Below are 19,459 nucleotides of genomic sequence, written 5' to 3' on the forward strand. Positions count from 1 at the left end.
GGTGCACGAAGGCCCGCGCGCACCGATCTTCCGCAGCATCGCCGAAGGCGCGCAGTTCGTGTTCTCCAACCAGATCATGCTCGGCGCGATGGCCCTGGACATGTTCTCGGTGCTGCTGGGCGGCGCGGTGTCGATGCTGCCGGCGTTCATCCACGACATCCTGCACTACGGCCCCGAGGGCCTGGGTATCCTGCGCGGGGCGCCGGCGCTGGGTTCGATCCTGGTCGGCGTGTGGCTGGCACGGCACCCGCTGCAGCGCAATGCCGGGCGCGTGCTGCTGCTGGCGGTGGCCGGCTTCGGCCTGTGCACCATCGCCTTCGGCCTGTCGCGGCACTTCTGGCTGTCGGCGGCGATCCTGCTCGCCTACGGCATGTGCGACGGTGTCTCGGTGATCGTGCGTTCGACCATCCTGCAGTTGGCCACGCCGGACGCGATGCGCGGCCGCGTCTCCTCGATCAACGGCATCTTCATCGGCTCGTCGAACGAACTGGGCGCGTTCTACGACGGTGTCATGGCGCGGCTGATCGGGTTGGTGCCCGCCGTGGTACTTGGCGGCTGCGTGACCCTGGGCGTGGTCGGCGTCACCAGCTGGAAAGCGCCCAAGCTGCGCAACCTGGATCTGCGCGACCTGCAATAGGCCTGGCTGACGGCGCGCGTGGGTCGGACGCGAGACAGCCCGGCCCGGTCGTGCATCACGCATCCTGGCGCCGGCGCGTGCGCACCGCGCCAGTCATCCTTCCATTCGCCGCAAACGGCCGCGCTCAGCGCGCGGCGGTCGCCGCGCGCGCCTGCGCCTCGTCGTCGGCCCAGGCATGCGCGCAATCCGGCACGCCGGCCGGCTGCACCAGGCCGCCCTGCCCCGCCAGGAACCGGCAGGTGGCGGCGAACACCGCCGGCACGGCGTGCGAGCGGATCGGCGAGGCCAGCACGTGATTGTCCGCCCCAGGAAAGTCCACTGCCTGACGCAAGGCCGGTGGCGTTCCCAACTGCTTGAACATCGCCTGCAGCGCCGCCACCGACACCGTGCGGTCCTGGTGCTGCGGATCGCGATAGTAGTAGCCCAGGAACACCGGCACATGGATCCGCGCATAGGTCGCCGGCCGCATGCCGCCGCGGGTCAGCGCCGCCAGCGCGCGGTAGCCGTCCAGGTGCGTGGCGTCGGCCCAGTAGGCACTGTCGACCGGATAGCGCAGGATCGGATCGCCACCGTTGTGCGTCCACGCCAGCAACTGCGCGCCCCACGGCCACAACATCGGCTGCAGCTGATCGCGGTACTCGCGCACCAGCGGCGACCACAGCACCAGCGCCTGCACCTGGCGCGGATTCGCCGCCACCGCCTGCGTCGCCAGCGCACCGCCCATCGAATTGCCGATCACCACCACCCGGTCGCCCAGCACCCGGGTCACCGCCAGCGCCTCGGCCGCACCTGCGAGCAGGCGGCCGGCATCGACGCCGCGCAGCGCATCGGCCGCGACCAGGCCGTGCCCGGGCAGGCGCGGCAGATACAGATTGCAGCCGAAGCTGCGCGCCAGCTGCACGTGGGTGGGCGCGCCCTCGCCCTGGCTGGCGGTGAAGCCATGCAGATAGACCATGGCGCACGCGCGGCGCCCGGGATGCGCCGGATCGGCCCAGACGATCCGCGCCTGGTTGTCCGGGCGCAGCCCCGGCGTGGCACGTTCGCGCGCATCGATCCAGGCCTGCAGCGCCAGCGGATCCTGCGGCACCGCCGGCGCCGCCACCTGCGGCAAGGCCACGCTGACCCGCGGCCCCAGCGCAACGACCGCCAGCAGTGACAGGGCGATCAGGATCGGCCAGCGCCAGCGACGACGGGGTTTGCGCGCACCCGATCCGGCCACGTCGGCATGACCGTTCAAGCGCGACGCTCCGTTATCGAACTGAGCGAGGATACATAATGGAAATAATTTTCAAGCAGTGACATTTATTGTCGGCGTCGACATGGCGATATACCACAGTCGCCATTATGCGACACCGTCATGACAGGCTCATTTAAAGCCTTTCAAAAGCCACGCACGGCACTGAAATCCCGATGACAAGCGACTGAATTTCATTGCTTATTTTTCCACCACCTGGCACCGGTAAAACGCATTTTGTAGACAAGATGGAAAGCACGCAAACACAGAAAGGAAGACGAAAGAAGCCGCCGAAATTATCTCCCACGAATTAAGTTTCAACCCAATTTTCGGAATGGACGCGCATCGAACGCGCGGCTCCTATATGAAACACGGATGGAATCAGCCGAATGGAACATTCGCTTTTTCGTGACGAGGCAGTGGACGCCCGGAGCCAGGCATGGCTGGGGACGGTACGACTGGCAACGCCGCTTTCGACCCGGGCCTGGACCTTCGTCGCCCTCGGCATGGCCGCCGCCATTGTGCTGTGGCTCTTCTTTGGCCATTACACCCAGCGCGTCCATGTCACCGGACTCCTGGTTCCGCGCGCGGGCTTGATCAGCCTGACCGCCAATACGCTCGGCGTGATCGATCACGTCGGCGTCGCCGAAGGCGATCGGGTCGCGAGCGGACAGGTCCTGGTCTCGCTGTCGGGCGAGCACACCAGCAAGGCACTCGGCAACACGGCGGCGAGCGTCAGCGCGCAGTTGCAACGCCAGGCCGGCAGCCTGCGCCAGGACATCGGCGATACCCAGCAGTTGCAGGAAAAGCAGGCAGAGGACAACCGCACGCAGCAATCCGCGCTGAAGGAGCAACTGGTTCAAATCGATGCGCAGATCGCCATCGAGAAAAAACAGATGCAGTTGGTGCAGGAGCTGGTGGACAAGTGGTCGGGCCTGGTCGCCGGTGGCTACATCCCGGCGTTGCAGGTCGAGCAGGAGCAATCGGCGCTGCTCGCCGACGAGTCGCAGTTGCGTTCACTGCAGCAGCAGCGCGCCAGTACGCAGCAGCAACTGAGCGTGCTCAACGACCAACTCAATCAACTGCCGCTGGCGGTGTCTGCAAAGCTCAACGACTTGCGCCGGCAGCTGGCCCAAGTCGAGCAGACACTGGCACAGAACGAAGCGGCACGCGCCAGCGAGCTGCGCGCACCGGCCAGCGGCACGGTCTCCACCCTGCTGGTCAAACCCGGCGCCTCGGTCGCTCTGGGCCAACCGCTGCTGGCCATCGTCCCCGACGGCTCGGCCCTGCAGGCGCAGATCCTGGTTCCCAGCCAGGCCGTCGGCTTCGTCCATCCGGGCATCCAGGTCACCCTGCACTACCAGGCGTTCCCTTACCAGAAGTTCGGCCTGCACCACGGCGTGGTGAGCAGCGTTTCGCGCAGCGCACTGACGCCCGGCGAAGTCACCTTGCTGCTTGGCGGCGGCAATCCGCCCTCCTCCGACCCCCTGTACCTGGCCCGCGTGGACCTGGCGGACCAGAACGTCGAGGCGTACGGACGCAAGGAACCCCTGCGCCCGGGCATGGCGCTGGATGCGGACATGTTGCTGGACCGGCGCCGGATCGTCGAATGGATCTTCGAGCCGCTGTACGGCATGGGTCACCGCTGGAGCAGCGGCGCGTGAGCCCGGCCCCCATTGAGCACAGCGCGCCGGCACAGACCGCGAGCGCGCAGGGCGGCCACGCCGGACGCCTGCGCTTCTGGCGCACACGCGTGCTGCCAAACGTGCTGCAGGCCGAAGCCGCAGAGTGCGGCCTGGCCTGCATCGCGATGATCGCCGGCTATCACGGACACCATACCGATCTGCCCGCGCTGCGACGCCGCTTCAGTCTGTCGCTGAAGGGCATGACCGCGCGACGCCTGATCGAGATCGCGCATGCGCTTGGGCTGCAATGCCGGCCACTTCGGCTGGACCTGGAAGAGCTCGGTCAGTTACAGACGCCCTGCGTGCTGCACTGGGACATGGATCACTTCGTGGTGCTGCGCAGCGTCGGCAAGCACGGGATCGTCGTACACGACCCCGCGGTCGGCGTGCGCAACTTGAGCATGAGCGACGTCGGCAGGCACTTCACCGGCGTGGCAATCGAGTTTTCCAGAGGGCCGACCTTTCAGCGCCAGCGCGAGACGCCGCCGGTGTCGCTGCGCGCGCTCGCCGGCTCGGTGCAGGGCCTGGGCCGCGGACTGGCGCAGATCTTCGGGCTGGCCCTGGTCCTGGAAGTCTTCGCGCTCCTGGCGCCCTTGTTCATGCAACTTGTGGTGGATCAGGTGATCGCCGATGGCGACCACGACCTGCTCACGTTCCTCGGCCTGAGCTTCGCACTGCTGATCGTGCTCGAAACACTCGTCTCGGCCTTGCGCAGCTGGACCGTGATGTGGCTCAGCACGCACTTCAACCTCGGCTGGACCGGTAATGTGTTCCAGCATCTGATGCGTCTGCCGCAGTCCTACTTCGGCACGCGCCATCTCGGCGACATCGTGTCCCGCTTCGGTGCGATCGACACGATCCAGCAGACGCTCACCACCCGCTTCGTCGAGATCCTGCTCGACGGGCTGCTCGCCAGCGTCACCCTGGTCGTGCTGTTCGTCTACAGCCCATTGCTGTCGGCCATCGTCCTCGGTGCGGTCGCCGTGTATGCGGCACTTCGGCTGCTGTACTTCCGCGTCTACCGCGAGGCCAACCTCAGCCAGATCACCGTCACCGCCAAGCAGCACAGCCGATTCCTGGAGGCGGTCCGCGGCGTGCAGACGATCCGCCTGAACAACCAGGAGGCCGAGCAGACCGCGCGCTACCTCAACGCTGCGACCGACACGCTGAACACGTCCATCGCCGTGCAACGCCTGGACATGCTGTTCACCGCATTGCAGAACCTGGCGGCAGGCGCGCAGCGCCTGGGCGTGCTCTGGCTGGGTGCTTGGCTGGGATTGAAAGGCCAGTTCACCGTCGGCATGTTGACCGCCTTCGTGGCCTACGGAGACCAGTTCAGCAGCCGCGTCGCCAGCCTGGTCGACTATGCGATCGAACTGCGCATGCTGCGTCTGCAGGCCGAAAGACTGGCCGACATCGTACTGACGCCACCCGAGGCCCACGCCACCAGCGAGCACGCGGGTCCGCTGCCGCAGCCCAGCATCGCCTTCAACAAGGTCAGCTTCCGCTATGCCGAAGGCGAGCCCTGGATCCTGCGCGAGTGCAGTTTTGCGGTGCAGGCAGGCGAATCGGTCGCCATCGTCGGCCCATCCGGGTGCGGCAAGAGCACCCTGGTGAGAGTACTGCTCGGCCTGCTCGATCCGCAACAGGGCGCGATCGAGATCGGTGGCCTCGATCTGCGCCGGCTCGGCAAGTCCCGCTACCGCGCGATCACCGGCAGCGTGATGCAGGACGACCATCTGTTCACCGGTTCGATCGCCGAGAACATCAGCATGTTCGACGTACTCGCCACGCCGCAGGACATCGAGGAGGCCGCCTGCCTGGCCGGCATACACGAGGACGTCATGGCCATGCCGATGGGCTACCACAGCCTGGTCGGCGACATGGGATCCTCGCTCTCCGGCGGCCAGCAACAACGCCTGTTCCTGGCGCGCGCACTGTACCGGCGCCCGCACATCCTGGTGCTCGACGAGGCGACCAGCCATCTCGATCTCGCGCTGGAGCGCCAGCTCAACCAGGCGATCAAGGCCCTGAACATCACGCGCATCGTCATTGCGCACCGCCCCGAAACGATCGCGCATGCCGATCGCGTCATCGAATTGCACGAAGGAGCAGTCCGCACGCGCCAGCCTGCGGCGCATGCGCCAGCCGTCCCCGTCACCTCCTAGCTCGCCGCCGGCGCGACAGCCAGCTCGTCGCGCCGCCTGGTCCCATCCCGTATCGCCAACGTGAGGTCGCCATCGTGTCAGCGTCGGAAGCGTCGTCCCTGCAAGTCGTCAACAATTTCGTCGAAGTCCAGCATCTGCCGGAACTGCTGCGCGGTCGCGGCGGCTGGTCCTACGGCCTCTATCCAGGATTGCTCGGCGACGCAGCGCCGTCCTGGCATATCCATCTGTGCGGCAGCCGCAAAGCGCACGAGCGTGCGATCCACGACGACGTCCTCGCGGCGACCCCGGGCATGGAGGCGCTCCACGAGGTCTGGACGCAGATCAAGGACAACCTCGCGCAGGACTACGGCCTGGTCCGCGCCTACGTGACCGGCCACACGCATGGACAGGACGGCGTGGCGCATCACTACGCCAAGCCGTCGGATCAGGAGCGTGTCGCCTTGCTCTATGCCAGCGCCGAATGGAAAGACGACTGGGCGGGTGAAACCGTGTTCTACGACACTGCGCGCGAGTGCATCTCGATCCGCCCGCGCCCTGGTCGGCTGGTGTTGTTCGACGGCGCCGTCACCCGTGCCTCGCGTGCCCCGGCGCGGGAGTGCCCGACGCTGTGCTCGACCATTACCTTCCATATGCGGCGTGTCCGGCGCTGATACCGACCCACCGGGAACATCCACCATGTCGTCTGCCTGCCTGCGCTGCATGTTGACCACGACCGCACTGCTGTCATGCGCCATGGCGCCCTGCATCGCCTCGGCGAGCGGTTTCGGCGGCACGCGTGCCGATCTTGGTGAACCGTTGCAGATCCCCATCGCCGATCCGGACGGACATCCCTGGACCTTGCAGGGACGGCTGTGCCGCCCTGTCGGTGTCCGCCGCCCGCGCGTCGTGGTCATCGCACACGGCTCACCGGCCAAGGCATCCGATCGACCCGGCATGACGCTGGAAACCTGCGATGGCGAATCGGCGCGCTGGTTCCTGCGACGCCACTACGCCGTGGCATTGGTCCTGCGCCTCGGCTACGGCGCCACCGGCGGTCCCTGGAGCGAGGGCTATGACGGCTGCGACCGCGCCGACTACGTCAAGGCCGGCTTGGAAACCGCACGCCAGCTCAAACGCATCGTGGACGTCCTGACCGCGCTGCCCGACTACAGCCCGACCGGCGCCGTCGTGGTCGGCCAGTCGGCGGGCGGCTGGGGCACGTTGGCGTACGAGACCCTGCCGCATCCCAACGTCGGCGCATTCGTCAACATGGCCGGCGGGCGCGGCGGCCACTTCCACGACCGGCCCAACAGCAACTGCCATCCTGACAGGCTGATCGCGGCAGCCACCACGTTCGGCCAACAGGCCACCACGCCGATGTTGTGGATCTACACGGCCAACGACAGCTTCTTCGGGCCTGAACTCGCCGCGTCGCTGCATCGCGCCTTCACCGAGGCAGGCGGCCATGCCGTCCTGGTGACGCCGGCCGCCTTCGGCGATGACGGTCACCACCTGTTCTTCGGCCACGGAGGTTCCACGATCTGGGGACCGGCCGTGGAGCGCTATCTCGGCTCGGTCGACGCTCCGGCGTCTCCCTGATCCGCCATCACCCACATCCTCCCATTCCCAGCAGGGCTGCACGATGACCATGCAATCGCTTCGGGACCTGATCCAGACCGTCGGCCTGCACACCAGCGCCGAGAACATCCCCCTCATCACCAAGAAGGGTGGCTCCTACCTCTGGCTGTTCGATCTGCGCCGGGTGTTCATGCGACGCGCTGCGCTTGAGCAGATCGCCGCAGCGTTCTGGGAGCGCAACGCCGCGCGCCCACCCTTCCAGCTCGGCGGCCTGGAAACCGCGGCAATCCCGCTGCTCACCGCGCTGCTGTTGACCGCCCCCAAAGAACGCGGCCCGGTCAACGGCTTCATCATTCGCAAGGATCGCAAGACCACGGGGATGGGCAACGCCATCGAGGGCGATGTGCTCGATCTGCCCATCGTGCTGGTCGACGACTCGCTCAATTCCGGCAACAGCGCCGAGAAGGCGCGCGCGGTGATTGCGGCGGCCGGACACGCGCTCGACGAGGTGTTCGTGGTGGTCGATTTCCTGTCCAAGGCCGGCATGCAGTGGCGCAAGACGCATGCGATCTCGGTGCAAACGCTGTTCACCCTCAAGGACTTCGACCTGCCGCCGGAACAAAGCGCGCCGCCGCCCACCCAGGCGTATCGCGAACTGTGGCGGACGGCGACGCCGGGAGGCTTCGCCTTCCACGTGGTCCCCAAGTCCGCGCCGCTGCTGGTCGGCGACATGATCTACCGCGGCTGCGACGCCGCCAAGATGCAGGCGTTCTCCGCCGAGACCGGCGGGTTGGTCTGGGAATACCCGGTGACCGGTGCGGCGTACACCAAGAAGGGCATCTGGTCTTGCCCCGCCTACCATGACGGACGCCTGTACTTCGGCGCGTACAACGGCACCGTCTACTGCCTCAATGCGGCCAGCGGCGAGGAGATCTGGACACATCCGGACGGCGACTGGGTCGGGGCTTCGCCGCTGCTGGTGCCGCGCCACAAGCTGATGTACGTGGGCATCGAATATGTCCGCCCATGGGCGCAGGGCAGCCTCGCCGCCTATGCGATGGACACCGGCGAAAAGATCTGGGAGCACCAGGTGCAGAAGCTGCAGCACGGATCGCCCGGTTACTGGGAAGGCGGCGACCTGGTGATCTGGGGCAGCGCGGACCATGAGACGCTCGCGCTCGACGCCAGGACAGGACGCATCGCCTGGCGCTTCAAGACGCGGCGCTCGGTGAAGTACGCGCCGGCGGTGGACGAACGTCGCGGGCTGACCGCCTTCGCCTCGTTCGACAAGTCCATCTACGTGCTGGATGTCGCCACCGGCGAAAAGCGTGGCGAGTGGCAGACAGACGAAATCTGCTACACCACGCCGCTGTTCGCCGGCAACAAGCTGTTCTGTGGCTCGGGCGACCGCCATCTGTACGTGATCAACATCGACACGATGCAACTGATCAAGAAGATCAACCTGCGCTCGCGCGTGTACGCCTCGCCCAAGCGGATCGGCAACCGGGTGATCGTCGGCAGCAACGGCGGCCGCGTCGTCGAGATCGACATCGACACGCTCGAAACCGTGGGCGTGCTGCAGTTGCCCGACGCAGTGACCAACGGTGTCGCGATCTCGCCTGACGAACGGCGCATCTACGTGTCCACCTACATGAACCATCTCTATGCCTTTGAGCGCCTGAGCGACGTGCACGCGCAGTCCGCGTGCCCCGCCCTCGCCGCATCCTGACGTGCGGCACGCGTGAACGGGATCGGTCCACGCATGCGGCGCCTTCGTCGCGTACGCGGATCAGCCGAAGCGAGGACGGCCTCTTCCCCGCATACCTGTTCGAGGATCACCATGAGAACACTCGATATCATCGAAATCGACCTGATCGCAGGCGGGACGCGCACATCGATCGGCGCACACCCGCTGTCCAGTTCGATCCACCATGCCAAGGCGCACAACAAGACCCACCTCGCCAAGGCCAGGATCCATCACCACCACGCCGCGATGCACAAGTCCGCGACCATGCAGATGGCACGGATGGAAGAGGTCGAACCGATCGGTGAAGGCGGTGAGGGCGGCGAAGGCGGAGAGGGAGGGGAAGGCGGTGAAGGTGGCGAGGGAGGTGAAGGTGGCGAGGGAGGCGAAGGCGGTGAAGGCGGTGAAGGCGGTGAAGGTGGTGAGGGAGGCGAAGGCGGCGAAGGCGATGGCAGCGGCGGTTACGACGACGGCGACGATGCCGACGGCAACGGCCCGGCCGATACCAGCATAGGCAGCAGCCATACGACGTCCGATGGCAGGACGGTCTCGATCACTTACCAGAACACCCAGGACGGCTCGAGCAGCAACAACCCGGTCACCTCCAAAATGGCCTCGACCCTGGGCTCGGTGCTCGACGGCGACCAGAGCGTCGACAGCATCGATATCTCGGCCACGACCAACGGCAGCCACAACCCCAATTCCGCCCACTACACGGGCAACGCCGTCGACATCAACATCATCAACGACGTCCATGTCGGGACGAGCGGCGAAGGCCTCCAGAACGCCCAGGCGCTGGAGAATGCGGCGATGGCCAATCCCAACGTGAGCTACGTGGAAGGCCCTGCGGGCAATTTCATCCGCTCCAGTCCCACCGCGGACTGGACCGCCGCCAGCCGCGAGACCGGCGACACCACCCACGTCCACATCAGCGTCTTCAAGTAACACGCACCCCACCCTCTCCCGGGCCGGCGCACGCCAGCCCGGGAGACAATCGCCCATCGGAGCTCTGCGTATGAAGTCTTTCTGGTTACCGCGCATCTGCATGACCCTGGCGCTCGCCGTCGCCGTGCAAGGATCGTCGCAGGCGAAGCAAGCCTCGTCTCACGCAGGCGGAGAACAGGCGATCGCCTATGTGCTGAAGAACGACATCGTCCTGTCGAGGCTGTTCGCGGACTGTCCTGCGCTGAAATTTGTTCGCACCGGCGCCGAAGGGAGCAACGCCTTCCTGATCGAAGGCAACTGCGACATCAAGAACAACCCGGAGGAGGATGCCGACTGCCCGTCCTATCACGTCCATGCGACCGGGACGATGGATACCCCGTCGCATTGGACGGTCCGCCGCCTGGAGCTGGCCTTGGTGTGCTCCAGCGAGGGGGCGACGACCACCCAGCAGATGTAGCCGCCGGATAGGCGCTGACGCCATTGCTGCAGGACGCAGTGCGGGGAACCGCACGGTGCCCGCTCCCGCGGTTCGCCCTGGTGTTGCAGCCCACGCGCGGCGCAGCGTGCGACATGGCGGCGTCGTCCTTGTCGCCTGGCGCAGCCGCATGCTCCACGTTTCTTGCGTTCGAACGCCTCCCCACGCGCAAGACCGGGCCTACGCCCTGCCCGCGCCCTGGGACGTGCCGCACGCAGCATGAACCGATCCGATCGTCGGCCACGCCGCGCGCAACGGATCAGCCGAAGCGGGAACGGCGCTTTTCCCGCACCTCTGTTCAAGGATCAACATGAGAACGCTCGATATCATCGAAATCGATATGGTTGCAGGCGGCACGCGCACATCCATCGGCGCGCATCCGTTGTCCAGTTCGATTCACCACGCCAAGGCGCACAAGAAAACCCACCACGCCAAAGCCAAGACCCATCACCATCACCACATGGCGATGCACAAGACTGCGACGGCCCAGATGGCCATCAGCGACGAAATCGCACCGGTCGAATCGGAGGGCGGTGGCGAGGGCGGTGAAGGAGGCGAAGGCGGTGAGGGAGGAGAAGGTGGCGAGGGAGGCGAAGGCGGTGAAGGCGACGGTGGCGACGGTGATGGTGGCGACGGAGACGGCGACGGTGGCGACGGTGATGGCAGCGATGGCGACGGTGCCGGCAGCAACGACAAGCCCGCGACGTCCGCGTCGGCCAGCGGCACCACGGTGACCTATACCGCGGCCGATGGCACCACGCATGATGTCACCGGCACCCATCCCAACCGCGACAACAACCCGCTCGACATCCGCTCCGGCACGTTCGCGGACAATCACGGCACGCTCGGCGACGACCGCGGCTTTGCGATCTTCTCCAGCCCGCAAGCCGGTCTGGACGCCGCGGCGGCCAACATGGACCGCCTCAACAACAACGCCGGTGGCACCGCCACGCTGAGTGACCTCATCACCAGCTGGTCGCCGCCGAGCGAAAATCCGACCTCGGAGATGATCACCACGATCACCACCAATTCGGGCCTGAATCCGTCCGATCAGTGGTCATCGTTGAACAGCGACCAGCGCAACGCGTTCATCACCGCCTACGGGCACCGCGAAGGCTGGGATCCCAACAACCACTAATTCATCCTTGGGCGGGGCCGGGAGCGCTCCCGGCCTCGCCCACGCGCGATCCACCACCGGAGATGCCCCATGCCACACCGCTCCTTTTCGCTGTTCGGCATCCTTGTATTCGGCATGGCCGTCGCACAGGCCAACGCCACCGGCAACGACGCCGCTGCCTGTACCCGCGGGCTCCACCAGGCCTTCGCTGCCTCCAGTAATGCGTCCACCCTACCCGCTCCATGCACGCACATCGGCCCGGTCGCGCTTGGCATGCACAAGCAACAGGTCCTGGCCTTACTCGGCCAGCCTGACATCACCCGCGACGATGCCGAGCATCCGGACACGCTCAGCGTGATGTACCTGTACCCGCGCGATTTCAAAGCGCAACTGGCTCGGCATCCGCGTCCGGTTGGCACGCTCGTCTACAGTCAGCTGGCCTTACGCTTCCGTAATGACCGTGTCATCAACCTAATCGCCTTCGCCGATCTGAAAGTTCCCCTGCCCTTCGACCTGCTCGGCCAGCCGGTCGGCACCCACATCGATCGCCTCCTCCAGGCGATCGGTGGCAATGCGCAATGGAACGCCAGCCGAGACTATGTGCAGTTCGCCGCCATGCCGCTGGCCGTGGATGTGGATCCGGACACCTCGGCCATCGTCGGGCTGAACATCGCAGCCACCAAGGAGGACCTTTACAACTTCAGTCCGCTCGGCCTGGATCTCGTCAAGGACGCGAAAAGCGCTCTGGTCAACGGGGTGCGCTGAAGGCGCCGCCGCCCATGCTGAGGGACAGCCACCTCGACGCATCACCCGCACAGCCGCAGGTGGCCCAGCAGCAGGATCGGCCCATGGCCGAGCATCACGTCGATGCCGCGGGGCCGATTTGGGGAGGCGGCATCGCCTCCGCGGCGTGCGGCATCGCCGACAGACGAACTGCCTAGACCGGCGATGAGGTGACCAAAACGCAAAGCCCCGCGTGAGCGGGGCCTTGCCTTGACGCATTGAAGGCGGTGATCGCTCAGTCGCCCTGCTGCTTCTGCAGATGTTCCCAACGCTCCTGCGCGTCGATGGTGCGCTCGGCGGTCAGACGCGCTTCCAGGCGCTCCAGGCCGATTTCCTCGCCCGTGTCCACGCAGTAGCCGTAGTCGCCGGCGTCCAGACGCTTGAGGGTGCTGTCGATCTTGCCGATCAGCTTGCGGTAGCGGTCGCGGGTACGCAGTTCCAGCGAGTTCTCGGTTTCGCGGGTGGCGCGCTCGGCCTCGTCGCCGATGTCGCGGACCTCGTCGCGCAGGTTCTCGATGGTCTGCTTGGATTCCTCGACCAGATCGGCGCGCCAGGTGAGCAGGCGCTGGCGGAAGTACTCCTGCTGCAGCGCGCTCATGTACTCCTCGTCCGCCGCCGGCTTGTAGCCCTTGGGCAGGATCGGGCGACCTGTGGCCTCGTCGGTCTTGTACTCGACCACCTTGTACTTGGCCGGCTTGGCCGGCGTATTCGACTTGGCGGTCACGGCCACGGCGACCTTGCCGGTGGGCTTGGCGACCGGCGCCTTCGGGGTGGATTCGGACTTGGTGGGGGTTTTCGCGGAGGATTTCGAAACGGACACGGGATTCTTTTGTGGCGGGGTCGACGGCGCGGCGGACTTGGCGGCAACGGGCTTGGAGGCCGGTGCTGCGGCAGGCGCGGCGGGCTTGACCGGGACAGGCTTGGCCGCAGCCGGCTTGGGCGCCGACTTCGGTACGGAGGTGGTCACCGCAGGTGCGGCAGAGGCGGTGGCCGGTTTGGATTTGGCGGGAGCGGCCGCGGTCTTGGCCACAGGCTTGGCCGCTGGCGTCTTCGCTGCCGGCTTGGCGGCGGGCGCTGGCTTGACGGCGGCCTTGGCCGGGGCGACCGGCTTGGCAGGCGCCTTCTTGGCCGGGGCCTTCTTGGCAGGAGCGGACTTGGCCGGCGCCGCAGCGACCGGCTTGGCCGCCGGCTTCTTGGCCACGGCTTTGCTGGCCGATTTGGCCGGCGCGGCCTTGGCTGCCGATTTCGCAGGCGCGGCTTTCTTCAGTGGTTTGCTGGCGGCGGACACCGTCGCTTTCTTGGCGACGGGCTTGGCAGGCTTCTTGGCGGCCTGGACCGCCTTCTTTGCAGGTTTTTTAGCAGCCACGAACGCTCTTCCTTGGTCTTCCCGGGGCCCGGGAAAGCGGGCCTTTATAGCCTACCCTACCCCCCGCGGCAACAACGCGGCGTATACGCCGAGCGACCCGCCTAGTCCAGCACAGTGGCATATCATGGTGATGTGATCGCCCGCGCTCTCATCGCCCTGCTGCGCCTGTACCAGCGCTTCATCAGCCCGCTGCTGGGACCGCGCTGTCGTTTCGTGCCCAGTTGCTCGGCGTATGCGGTGACCGCCATCGCCCGTTTCGGCGCATTGCGCGGCGGCTGGATGGCCGCCCGCCGCGTCGGCCGCTGCCACCCCTTCCATCCTGGCGGGTTCGACCCGGTGCCCGACCCCACGGCGCCGCCACCCTGCCGCTGCCAAGGAAAACACTGATGTCCGCTTCCACACTGATCGTCAACGCGCGGCTGGTCAACGAAGGCCGCGAAACCCAGGGCGACCTGCGCATCGCCGACGGCCGCATCGCCGCGATCGCCCCGCAGCTGGCCGCGCGCGAGGGCGAGACCGTGGTCGATGCCGCCGGGCGCTGGCTGCTGCCCGGCATGATCGACGACCAGGTGCACTTCCGCGAACCCGGCCTGACCCACAAGGGCGACATCGCCACCGAATCGGCCGCGGCGGTGGCCGGCGGCCTGACCAGCTTCATGGACATGCCCAACACCAACCCGCCCACGCTCGACGCCGCCGCGCTGCAGGCCAAGTACGACGCCGCGCGCGGCCGCGCCTGGGGCAACTACGGCTTCTACCTGGGCGCCAGCAACGACAACCTGGCCGCGATCCAGACCCTGGACCCGAAGACCGCGCCCGGCATCAAGGTGTTCATGGGCGCCTCCACCGGCAACATGCTGGTCGACAACCCGCAGACCCTGGACGCGATCTTCCGCGACGCGCCGACGCCGATCATCACCCACTGCGAAGACACCCCGACCATCGACGCGACCCTGGCCGCGTTCAAGGAAAAGTACGGCGAGGCGCTGACCCCGGACATGCACCCGGACATCCGCTCGCGCGAGGCCTGCCTGAAGTCATCGCAGCTGGCGGTGTCGCTGGCGAAGAAGCACGGCACCCGCCTGCACGTGCTGCACATCTCCACCGCCGACGAGCTGGCACTGTTCACGCCCGGCCCGATCCAGGGCAAGCGCATCACCGCCGAGACCTGCATCCACTTCCTGCGCTTCGACCGCGCCGACTACGCCACGCTCGGCAACCTGATCAAGTGCAACCCGGCGATCAAGGACGCCAGCGACCGCGAGGCGCTGATCCGCGCGATCGCCGAGGACGTGATCGATGTGCTCGCCACCGACCACGCCCCGCACACCTGGGAAGAGAAGAGCAAGCCGTACGCGCAGGCGCCGTCGGGCCTGCCGCTGGTGCAGTACGCGCTGGTCGCGGCGCTGGAACTGGTTCATGAAGGCCGGCTCAGCGTGGCCCAGGTGGTGCACAAGTTCGCGCACGCGCCGGCGCTGCTGTTCGACGTGCACGAACGCGGCTTCCTGCGCGAGGGCTACCACGCCGACCTGGTACTGATCGACGACACCGCGTTCACCGTGCGCCGCGAGGACGTGCTGTCCAAGTGCGGCTGGTCGCCGTTCGAAGGCCGCAGCTTCCGCTCCAGGATCGCCGCGACCTGGGTCAACGGCGTGCTGGCCTGGGACGGCACCCGCCTGGTCGGCACCCCCAACGGGCAGCGCCTGGCGTTCGACCGCTGATGCGCGGCGCCCTGGTGTCCGGCGCCACATTGGCGCTGGTCCTGCTGACTGCACCGCTCGCCCCTGCGCTGCACGCACAGACGCCGGCCGCGGCCGGCGCCGAGGCGCGCAGCGTGTTCCCGCGCAGCGCCTCGCAGGGCGCGCTGGTGGTCGGCAAGGTCGCGCCCGGCAGCCGCGTGCAGTACGCCGGACGCACCCTGCGGGTCAGCGACTACGGCAGCGTGGTGTTCGGCATCGGCCGCGACGAGCGCGGTCCGCTGCGCATCGCGGTGCAGCGCCCGGATGGCGGCACTGAGACGGTCGAGATCGCGGTGACGCCGCGCGACTGGCCGCTGGAACAGGTCAACGGGGTGCCGCCGAAGACGGTGAACCCGCCGCCGGCGATCGCCGAGCGGATCAAGCGCGAACAGGCCCAGGTCACTGCCGCACGCGACCGCGACGACCCGCGCACCGATTTCGCCGCACCCTTCATCTGGCCGGTGCAGGGCCGCATCAGCGGCCGCTTCGGCAACGCCCGGGTCTACAACGGCCAGCCCGGCGCCGGGCATTCGGGCATGGACATCGCCGTGCCCACCGGCACCCCGGTCAAGGCCCCGGCCGCCGGCGTAATCACCTTCGCGGCCCCCGACCTGTACCTCACCGGCGGCACCGTGCTGCTGGATCACGGCTATGGCGTCAGCTCCAACTTCCTGCACCTGTCGCGGATCGACGTCAAAGTCGGCGACCGCATCGCCCAGGGCCAGGTGATCGGCGCAGTGGGTGCCACGGGTCGTGCGACCGGGCCGCATCTGCATTGGGGGATGAATTGGTTCGATGTGCGCATCGATCCACTGTTGGTACTGGAGCGGACAAAGCAGCAGTAAAGGGCTGGTGGGTCAGGTGCGTTGGCGCGCGGCGGCGCGTTCCTCATCCGGGTCGCCGACACATTCGTTTGGCGCGGTTCGATGTGCGCATCGATCCGTTGTTGGTGCTGGAGCGGACAAAGCAGCCTTGAAGCGCTGGCGTGTCAGGTTCACTGACGCGCGGCGGCGCGTTCATCATCTGGGTGGCCGATGCGTTCGCCTGGCGCGGTTCGACGCAAGCATCGATCCCTTGCTTGATGCTGAAACGCGCGCAAAAGCAGCGAAACGCGAGCTAGTCAGGGCTTGCCGTCGCTCCGCGATAGATTCCTATGACCTCATCAACAACGACGGATAAGGAACGCTCCCGAACCGGAGCATCCTAAGTCACGAGGCCCACCTGCACAGCACACGACCAACCCTGAGCAACCATTCAAACCAAGCACACCGCCATACCCGATCAGCGAAGGGACTTCCTCTTACGCCCAAGCAAATCGAGGATTCCAACGACGCACATGGTCGCAAGCCCGTCCCCTTGCGGATACCCAGGATTCAATCTCCTGAACTCCAAGGCATAAGGATCCCTCTCGGCATCTGGTATGAAATCGATCGCCTCGCGCAGGATCACGCCAAGATTCCTGACAGTACAGCTATCGGCATCCCATTTTTCCTTGTAAACCTCGGAAAAGATCGCGCTCATCAGAGCTTTCATGTCAGGAGGCGTCGTCACAAAAGGGCTTGGCCAAGCATTCCTCAACCTTCCGACGAAAGACCTGTAGCCACGCCAATTTCCGAATACGGCGCAAAACACCACACTTGAAAAAGGACTCTTTGCTTTTTCAATAAAGTAATTGTAGATCGTATATTTTCGTATCAAGTCGCAACCACGAGCCACTGGATCGAACACCGTGCCTGGAATAATTACAACACAGCTCTTGCCATTCACCTCCAGCCGCTTGATGACCAGGGTTCCAATAGCGACAATAGCCCCACCCTTATCCCGCCCTATGACAACTTTCTCCAATTTTCGCAAAGACTGCAATATATCTTTCCTTGACCGCCTCAAGTCGTACTTCTTCATGAAATCGCAGTAACCGAGAATCTCCGCCCTGTTTAAATCCTTTATTTTCTTTGTTTCAAGCTTTAACCGCATAAAATCCCCATCGAAGTTCAGCGCGATGCAACATCGACCAGAAACGCGCACCGATGCGGAGCGCTATTTGATTAGACGCGCATCACATCCAGGCAACATTCAAGCAGCAGTCGGAACGAAGCTTTAGGCATGTAGCTTCCCACAGATTGCATCATGTGGCTGGTTGCAACGAACCGCATGCCGGTCGCCTCGGCAGTCGAATTGCCCCTTTTGGAGCCATAGGTCGTTTGCTCGCGCAGAAAGGCAATACAGCGCATATCCGAAGACATACCAACAGGGTTCCGCCCTGCCCAACTTGCCTTGCCTTCGAATCAAACTCGGCCAGCACACCGATCGTGATGGAGACCCACAGATCGATAACTGCGCGTACTCTAAGGCGTCACAGACGACCAATCGCTGTCTAGGATAGCTCCGCAGCATCGCCATGGGCGCCGCCGTGCAGAAAATTGATACCGGTGTCATACCCGTTGTGAGCGGCTTCACCTATAAACCCAGGGGATCCTATCGTCATGACTAATGTGCTATGGATGAAGAGCTTGGCGACGCTGGCGCTGGCGGCCGGGGTCGTCACCGATGCCCCGGCCCTGACCGGCACTGCGTCGCGCCCGCAACTGACCAGCAGCGAGGCGGCCAACCAGACCGTCGCCCGCCACCTGGCCCAGGCCGGACCGATCGGCGCGCTGGTCACGGACAACTGGGATCCGAGCGCCGGCGTCGCGCTGCTGCAGGCCGACTACGCAGTGGCCGCCGACGGCAGCACCCGCTACCGCACCGTGCAGGCCGCGGTGGACGCCGCGGTCGCCGCCGGCGGCAGCATGCGCCGCTACATCAGCGTGGCGCCGGGCACCTACACCGAAGTGGTGTGCGTGCCTGCGGCGGCGCCGCCGCTCACGCTGTTCGGCCTTGGCGGCAGCCCGGCCAGCACCACGATCCGTTTCGGCAACGCCAACTCCACCCCGAAACCCACCGGTAGCGCCACCCACCCCTGCGCCAGCAACGCCGCCAGCAGCACCGTCGGCACCTCCGACAGCGGCACCGTGACCGTGCGCGCGGCGCAGTTCCAGGCGCGCAACCTGGCGATCGTCAACAGCTATGTCGAGGGCACCTACAGCGGCAGCAACCAGTCGGCGGTGGCGCTGGCGTTGCGCGGCGACAAGGCAGTGCTGGAGAACGTGGTGCTGACCGGCAACCAGGACACCCTGCTGGTCAGCGCCGGCAGCGCCAACACAGTGATCCGCGCCTATTTCAAGGGCGGCACCATCGAGGGCGACACCGACTTCATCTTCGGCTCGGGCGTGGCGGTGTTCGCCGGCAGCACCATCCGCTACACCGCCGCGCGCCGCGGCGCCAACGATGGCGGGGTGATCTTCGCGCCCAGCACCCGCCCGGGCAGCAGCTACGGCTTCCTGGCGATCGGCAGCACCTTCGATGCGGTCGGCAATCCGGGCAGCGGCACGGTGTGGCTGGGCCGGGCCTGGGACGAGAGCGTGGGCAGCCTGTCCAACTACGTCGACGGCACCTCGCCCAACGGCAAGGTGGTGATCCGCGACTCGACGCTGGGCGGGCACATCCGCAAGAGCGCGCCATGGAACGCCTCGACCATCGGCCGTCCTTACTGCAGCAGCAACTGCAGCACCTCGGCCAATCGCTTCTACGAGTACGCCAACAGCGGCGCCGGCAGCGCGCCCTGAAGCCAGGCGGCGGTGCGGGTGGGGCGTGTCGTCCTGCCCGCGCATGCCGCGTCGCGGTTGCGCGTACCTGTTGCGAGGACGCGCGAGGACGTGGACGTCCGTCCAGATCTGAGCGATGACACCGCGACGCGCGCGCGCAACGCGGCCCTTCGGGTTGGGCTTGGCAGGCCAACCCGACGTCGTCGAAGAGTGTTGGTCGCTCTAGCCCAGCCCGGCCCACCAGGCGCGCCACAGCGTCGCCATCTGTCCCGGCGGCCTGGGCATGGCGGCCGCCTGCTGCACCATCCGCGCACGCGCCAGCGCCGACAGGATGCGCCGCGGACGCGGCCCGCGCACGCGGCGCG

17 protein-coding genes are annotated in these 19,459 nt (G+C 66.3%); 14 read left to right on the plus strand and 3 right to left on the minus strand.

The window, feature by feature from the left end:
• Positions 1-637 (plus strand): MFS transporter (locus D180_RS08775; protein ID WP_017912503.1); only part of this gene is annotated, 637 nt, incomplete at its 5' end.
• Between the two features lie 124 nt (positions 638-761).
• Here the strand turns inward: D180_RS08775 and D180_RS08780 are convergent.
• Positions 762-1,874: an alpha/beta hydrolase gene (locus D180_RS08780; protein WP_017912504.1), complete on the minus strand. Its 1,113-nt coding sequence runs from the start codon at positions 1,872-1,874 to the stop codon at positions 762-764.
• Positions 1,875-2,260: 386 nt separating this feature from the next.
• Here D180_RS08780 and D180_RS08785 point away from each other — a divergent pair, with 386 nt between their 5' ends.
• The 9 genes from D180_RS08785 to D180_RS08825 all read left to right on the plus strand — a co-directional run bounded on the left by D180_RS08785 (position 2,261) and on the right by D180_RS08825 (position 12,327).
• Complete coding sequence (locus D180_RS08785) at positions 2,261-3,535, plus strand: HlyD family efflux transporter periplasmic adaptor subunit (protein ID WP_043090681.1); 1,275 nt, start codon at positions 2,261-2,263, stop codon at positions 3,533-3,535.
• Positions 3,532-5,724: a peptidase domain-containing ABC transporter gene (locus D180_RS08790; protein WP_017912506.1), complete on the plus strand. Its 2,193-nt coding sequence runs from the start codon at positions 3,532-3,534 to the stop codon at positions 5,722-5,724. Before D180_RS08785 ends, D180_RS08790 begins: the two co-directional genes overlap by 4 nt.
• A gap of 74 nt (positions 5,725-5,798) precedes the next feature.
• Positions 5,799-6,374 (plus strand): hypothetical protein, encoded by a 576-nt coding sequence (locus D180_RS08795; protein ID WP_017912507.1) that lies wholly within the window; start codon positions 5,799-5,801, stop codon positions 6,372-6,374.
• 49 nt (positions 6,375-6,423) lie between these two features.
• Positions 6,424-7,302 (plus strand): hypothetical protein, encoded by an 879-nt coding sequence (locus tag D180_RS08800; RefSeq protein ID WP_232760405.1) that lies wholly within the window; start codon positions 6,424-6,426, stop codon positions 7,300-7,302.
• Positions 7,202-9,010, plus strand: coding sequence for a PQQ-binding-like beta-propeller repeat protein (locus D180_RS08805; RefSeq protein WP_226977841.1), 1,809 nt, complete (start codon positions 7,202-7,204; stop codon positions 9,008-9,010). Before D180_RS08800 ends, D180_RS08805 begins: the two co-directional genes overlap by 101 nt.
• A 111-nt stretch (positions 9,011-9,121) precedes the next feature.
• Positions 9,122-9,970 carry a hypothetical protein gene (locus tag D180_RS24500; RefSeq protein WP_051064796.1) on the plus strand — a complete coding sequence of 283 codons (849 nt, stop codon included), beginning with the start codon at positions 9,122-9,124 and terminating at the stop codon, positions 9,968-9,970.
• Positions 9,971-10,070: 100 nt separating this feature from the next.
• The gene (locus D180_RS08815; protein ID WP_017917679.1) at positions 10,071-10,427 is read left to right on the plus strand and encodes a hypothetical protein; all 357 of its coding nucleotides are present in this window, start codon (positions 10,071-10,073) and stop codon (positions 10,425-10,427) included.
• Positions 10,428-10,755: 328 nt separating this feature from the next.
• Positions 10,756-11,583 carry a hypothetical protein gene (locus tag D180_RS08820; RefSeq protein WP_043090682.1) on the plus strand — a complete coding sequence of 276 codons (828 nt, stop codon included), beginning with the start codon at positions 10,756-10,758 and terminating at the stop codon, positions 11,581-11,583.
• Positions 11,584-11,652: 69 nt separating this feature from the next.
• Positions 11,653-12,327, plus strand: coding sequence for a hypothetical protein (locus D180_RS08825; protein WP_026144025.1), 675 nt, complete (start codon positions 11,653-11,655; stop codon positions 12,325-12,327).
• A gap of 253 nt (positions 12,328-12,580) precedes the next feature.
• On the opposite strand, the gene dksA is transcribed toward D180_RS08825, so the two are convergent.
• Complete coding sequence (gene dksA, locus D180_RS22950; RefSeq protein WP_081616450.1) at positions 12,581-13,711, minus strand: RNA polymerase-binding protein DksA; 1,131 nt, start codon at positions 13,709-13,711, stop codon at positions 12,581-12,583.
• Positions 13,712-13,825: 114 nt separating this feature from the next.
• Here dksA and yidD point away from each other — a divergent pair, with 114 nt between their 5' ends.
• Genes yidD through D180_RS08850 form a run of 3 tightly spaced genes read left to right on the plus strand, consistent with a single transcriptional unit; the run spans position 13,826 to position 16,295 of the window.
• The gene (gene yidD, locus D180_RS08840; protein WP_026144024.1) at positions 13,826-14,098 is read left to right on the plus strand and encodes a membrane protein insertion efficiency factor YidD; all 273 of its coding nucleotides are present in this window, start codon (positions 13,826-13,828) and stop codon (positions 14,096-14,098) included.
• Positions 14,098-15,432, plus strand: coding sequence for a dihydroorotase (locus D180_RS08845; RefSeq protein WP_017912512.1), 1,335 nt, complete (start codon positions 14,098-14,100; stop codon positions 15,430-15,432). The genes yidD and D180_RS08845 overlap by 1 nt, the downstream gene beginning before the upstream one ends.
• Positions 15,432-16,295, plus strand: a complete 864-nt coding sequence (locus D180_RS08850) for a M23 family metallopeptidase (protein ID WP_017912513.1) — start codon at positions 15,432-15,434, stop codon at positions 16,293-16,295. The genes D180_RS08845 and D180_RS08850 overlap by 1 nt, the downstream gene beginning before the upstream one ends.
• Before the next feature lie 436 nt (positions 16,296-16,731).
• On the opposite strand, the gene D180_RS23865 is transcribed toward D180_RS08850, so the two are convergent.
• On the minus strand, positions 16,732-17,352 hold the full coding sequence (locus tag D180_RS23865; RefSeq protein WP_198526530.1) for a hypothetical protein: 621 nt from the start codon (positions 17,350-17,352) through the stop codon (positions 16,732-16,734).
• Between the two features lie 599 nt (positions 17,353-17,951).
• On the opposite strand from D180_RS23865, the gene D180_RS08860 reads away from it, so the two are divergent.
• Positions 17,952-19,115, plus strand: a complete 1,164-nt coding sequence (locus D180_RS08860; RefSeq protein ID WP_017912515.1) for a putative acyl-CoA thioester hydrolase — start codon at positions 17,952-17,954, stop codon at positions 19,113-19,115.
• The last annotated feature ends 344 nt before the right edge of the window (positions 19,116-19,459 follow it).

It is taken from the genome of Xanthomonas sp. SHU 166, assembly GCF_000364685.1.
Classification (GTDB): Bacteria; Pseudomonadota; Gammaproteobacteria; order Xanthomonadales; family Xanthomonadaceae; genus Xanthomonas_A; species Xanthomonas_A sontii.

Excerpts from the sequence above, each read along its gene's own strand:
- D180_RS08785 (WP_043090681.1), top strand. The coding sequence starts at position 2,261 with ATGGAACATTCGCTTTTTCGTGACGAGGCAGTGGACGCCCGGAGCCAG.
- D180_RS08800 (WP_232760405.1), top strand. The coding sequence starts at position 6,424 with ATGTTGACCACGACCGCACTGCTGTCATGCGCCATGGCGCCCTGCATC.
- D180_RS08805 (WP_226977841.1), top strand. The coding sequence starts at position 7,202 with ATGACGGTCACCACCTGTTCTTCGGCCACGGAGGTTCCACGATCTGGG.
- D180_RS24500 (WP_051064796.1), top strand. The coding sequence starts at position 9,122 with ATGAGAACACTCGATATCATCGAAATCGACCTGATCGCAGGCGGGACG.
- D180_RS08815 (WP_017917679.1), top strand. The coding sequence starts at position 10,071 with ATGACCCTGGCGCTCGCCGTCGCCGTGCAAGGATCGTCGCAGGCGAAG.
- D180_RS08820 (WP_043090682.1), top strand. The coding sequence starts at position 10,756 with ATGAGAACGCTCGATATCATCGAAATCGATATGGTTGCAGGCGGCACG.
- D180_RS08825 (WP_026144025.1), top strand. The coding sequence starts at position 11,653 with ATGCCACACCGCTCCTTTTCGCTGTTCGGCATCCTTGTATTCGGCATG.
- D180_RS08845 (WP_017912512.1), top strand. The coding sequence starts at position 14,098 with ATGTCCGCTTCCACACTGATCGTCAACGCGCGGCTGGTCAACGAAGGC.
- D180_RS08850 (WP_017912513.1), top strand. The coding sequence starts at position 15,432 with ATGCGCGGCGCCCTGGTGTCCGGCGCCACATTGGCGCTGGTCCTGCTG.
- D180_RS23865 (WP_198526530.1), bottom strand. The coding sequence starts at position 17,352 with ATGAAGAAGTACGACTTGAGGCGGTCAAGGAAAGATATATTGCAGTCT.
- D180_RS08860 (WP_017912515.1), top strand. The coding sequence starts at position 17,952 with ATGAAGAGCTTGGCGACGCTGGCGCTGGCGGCCGGGGTCGTCACCGAT.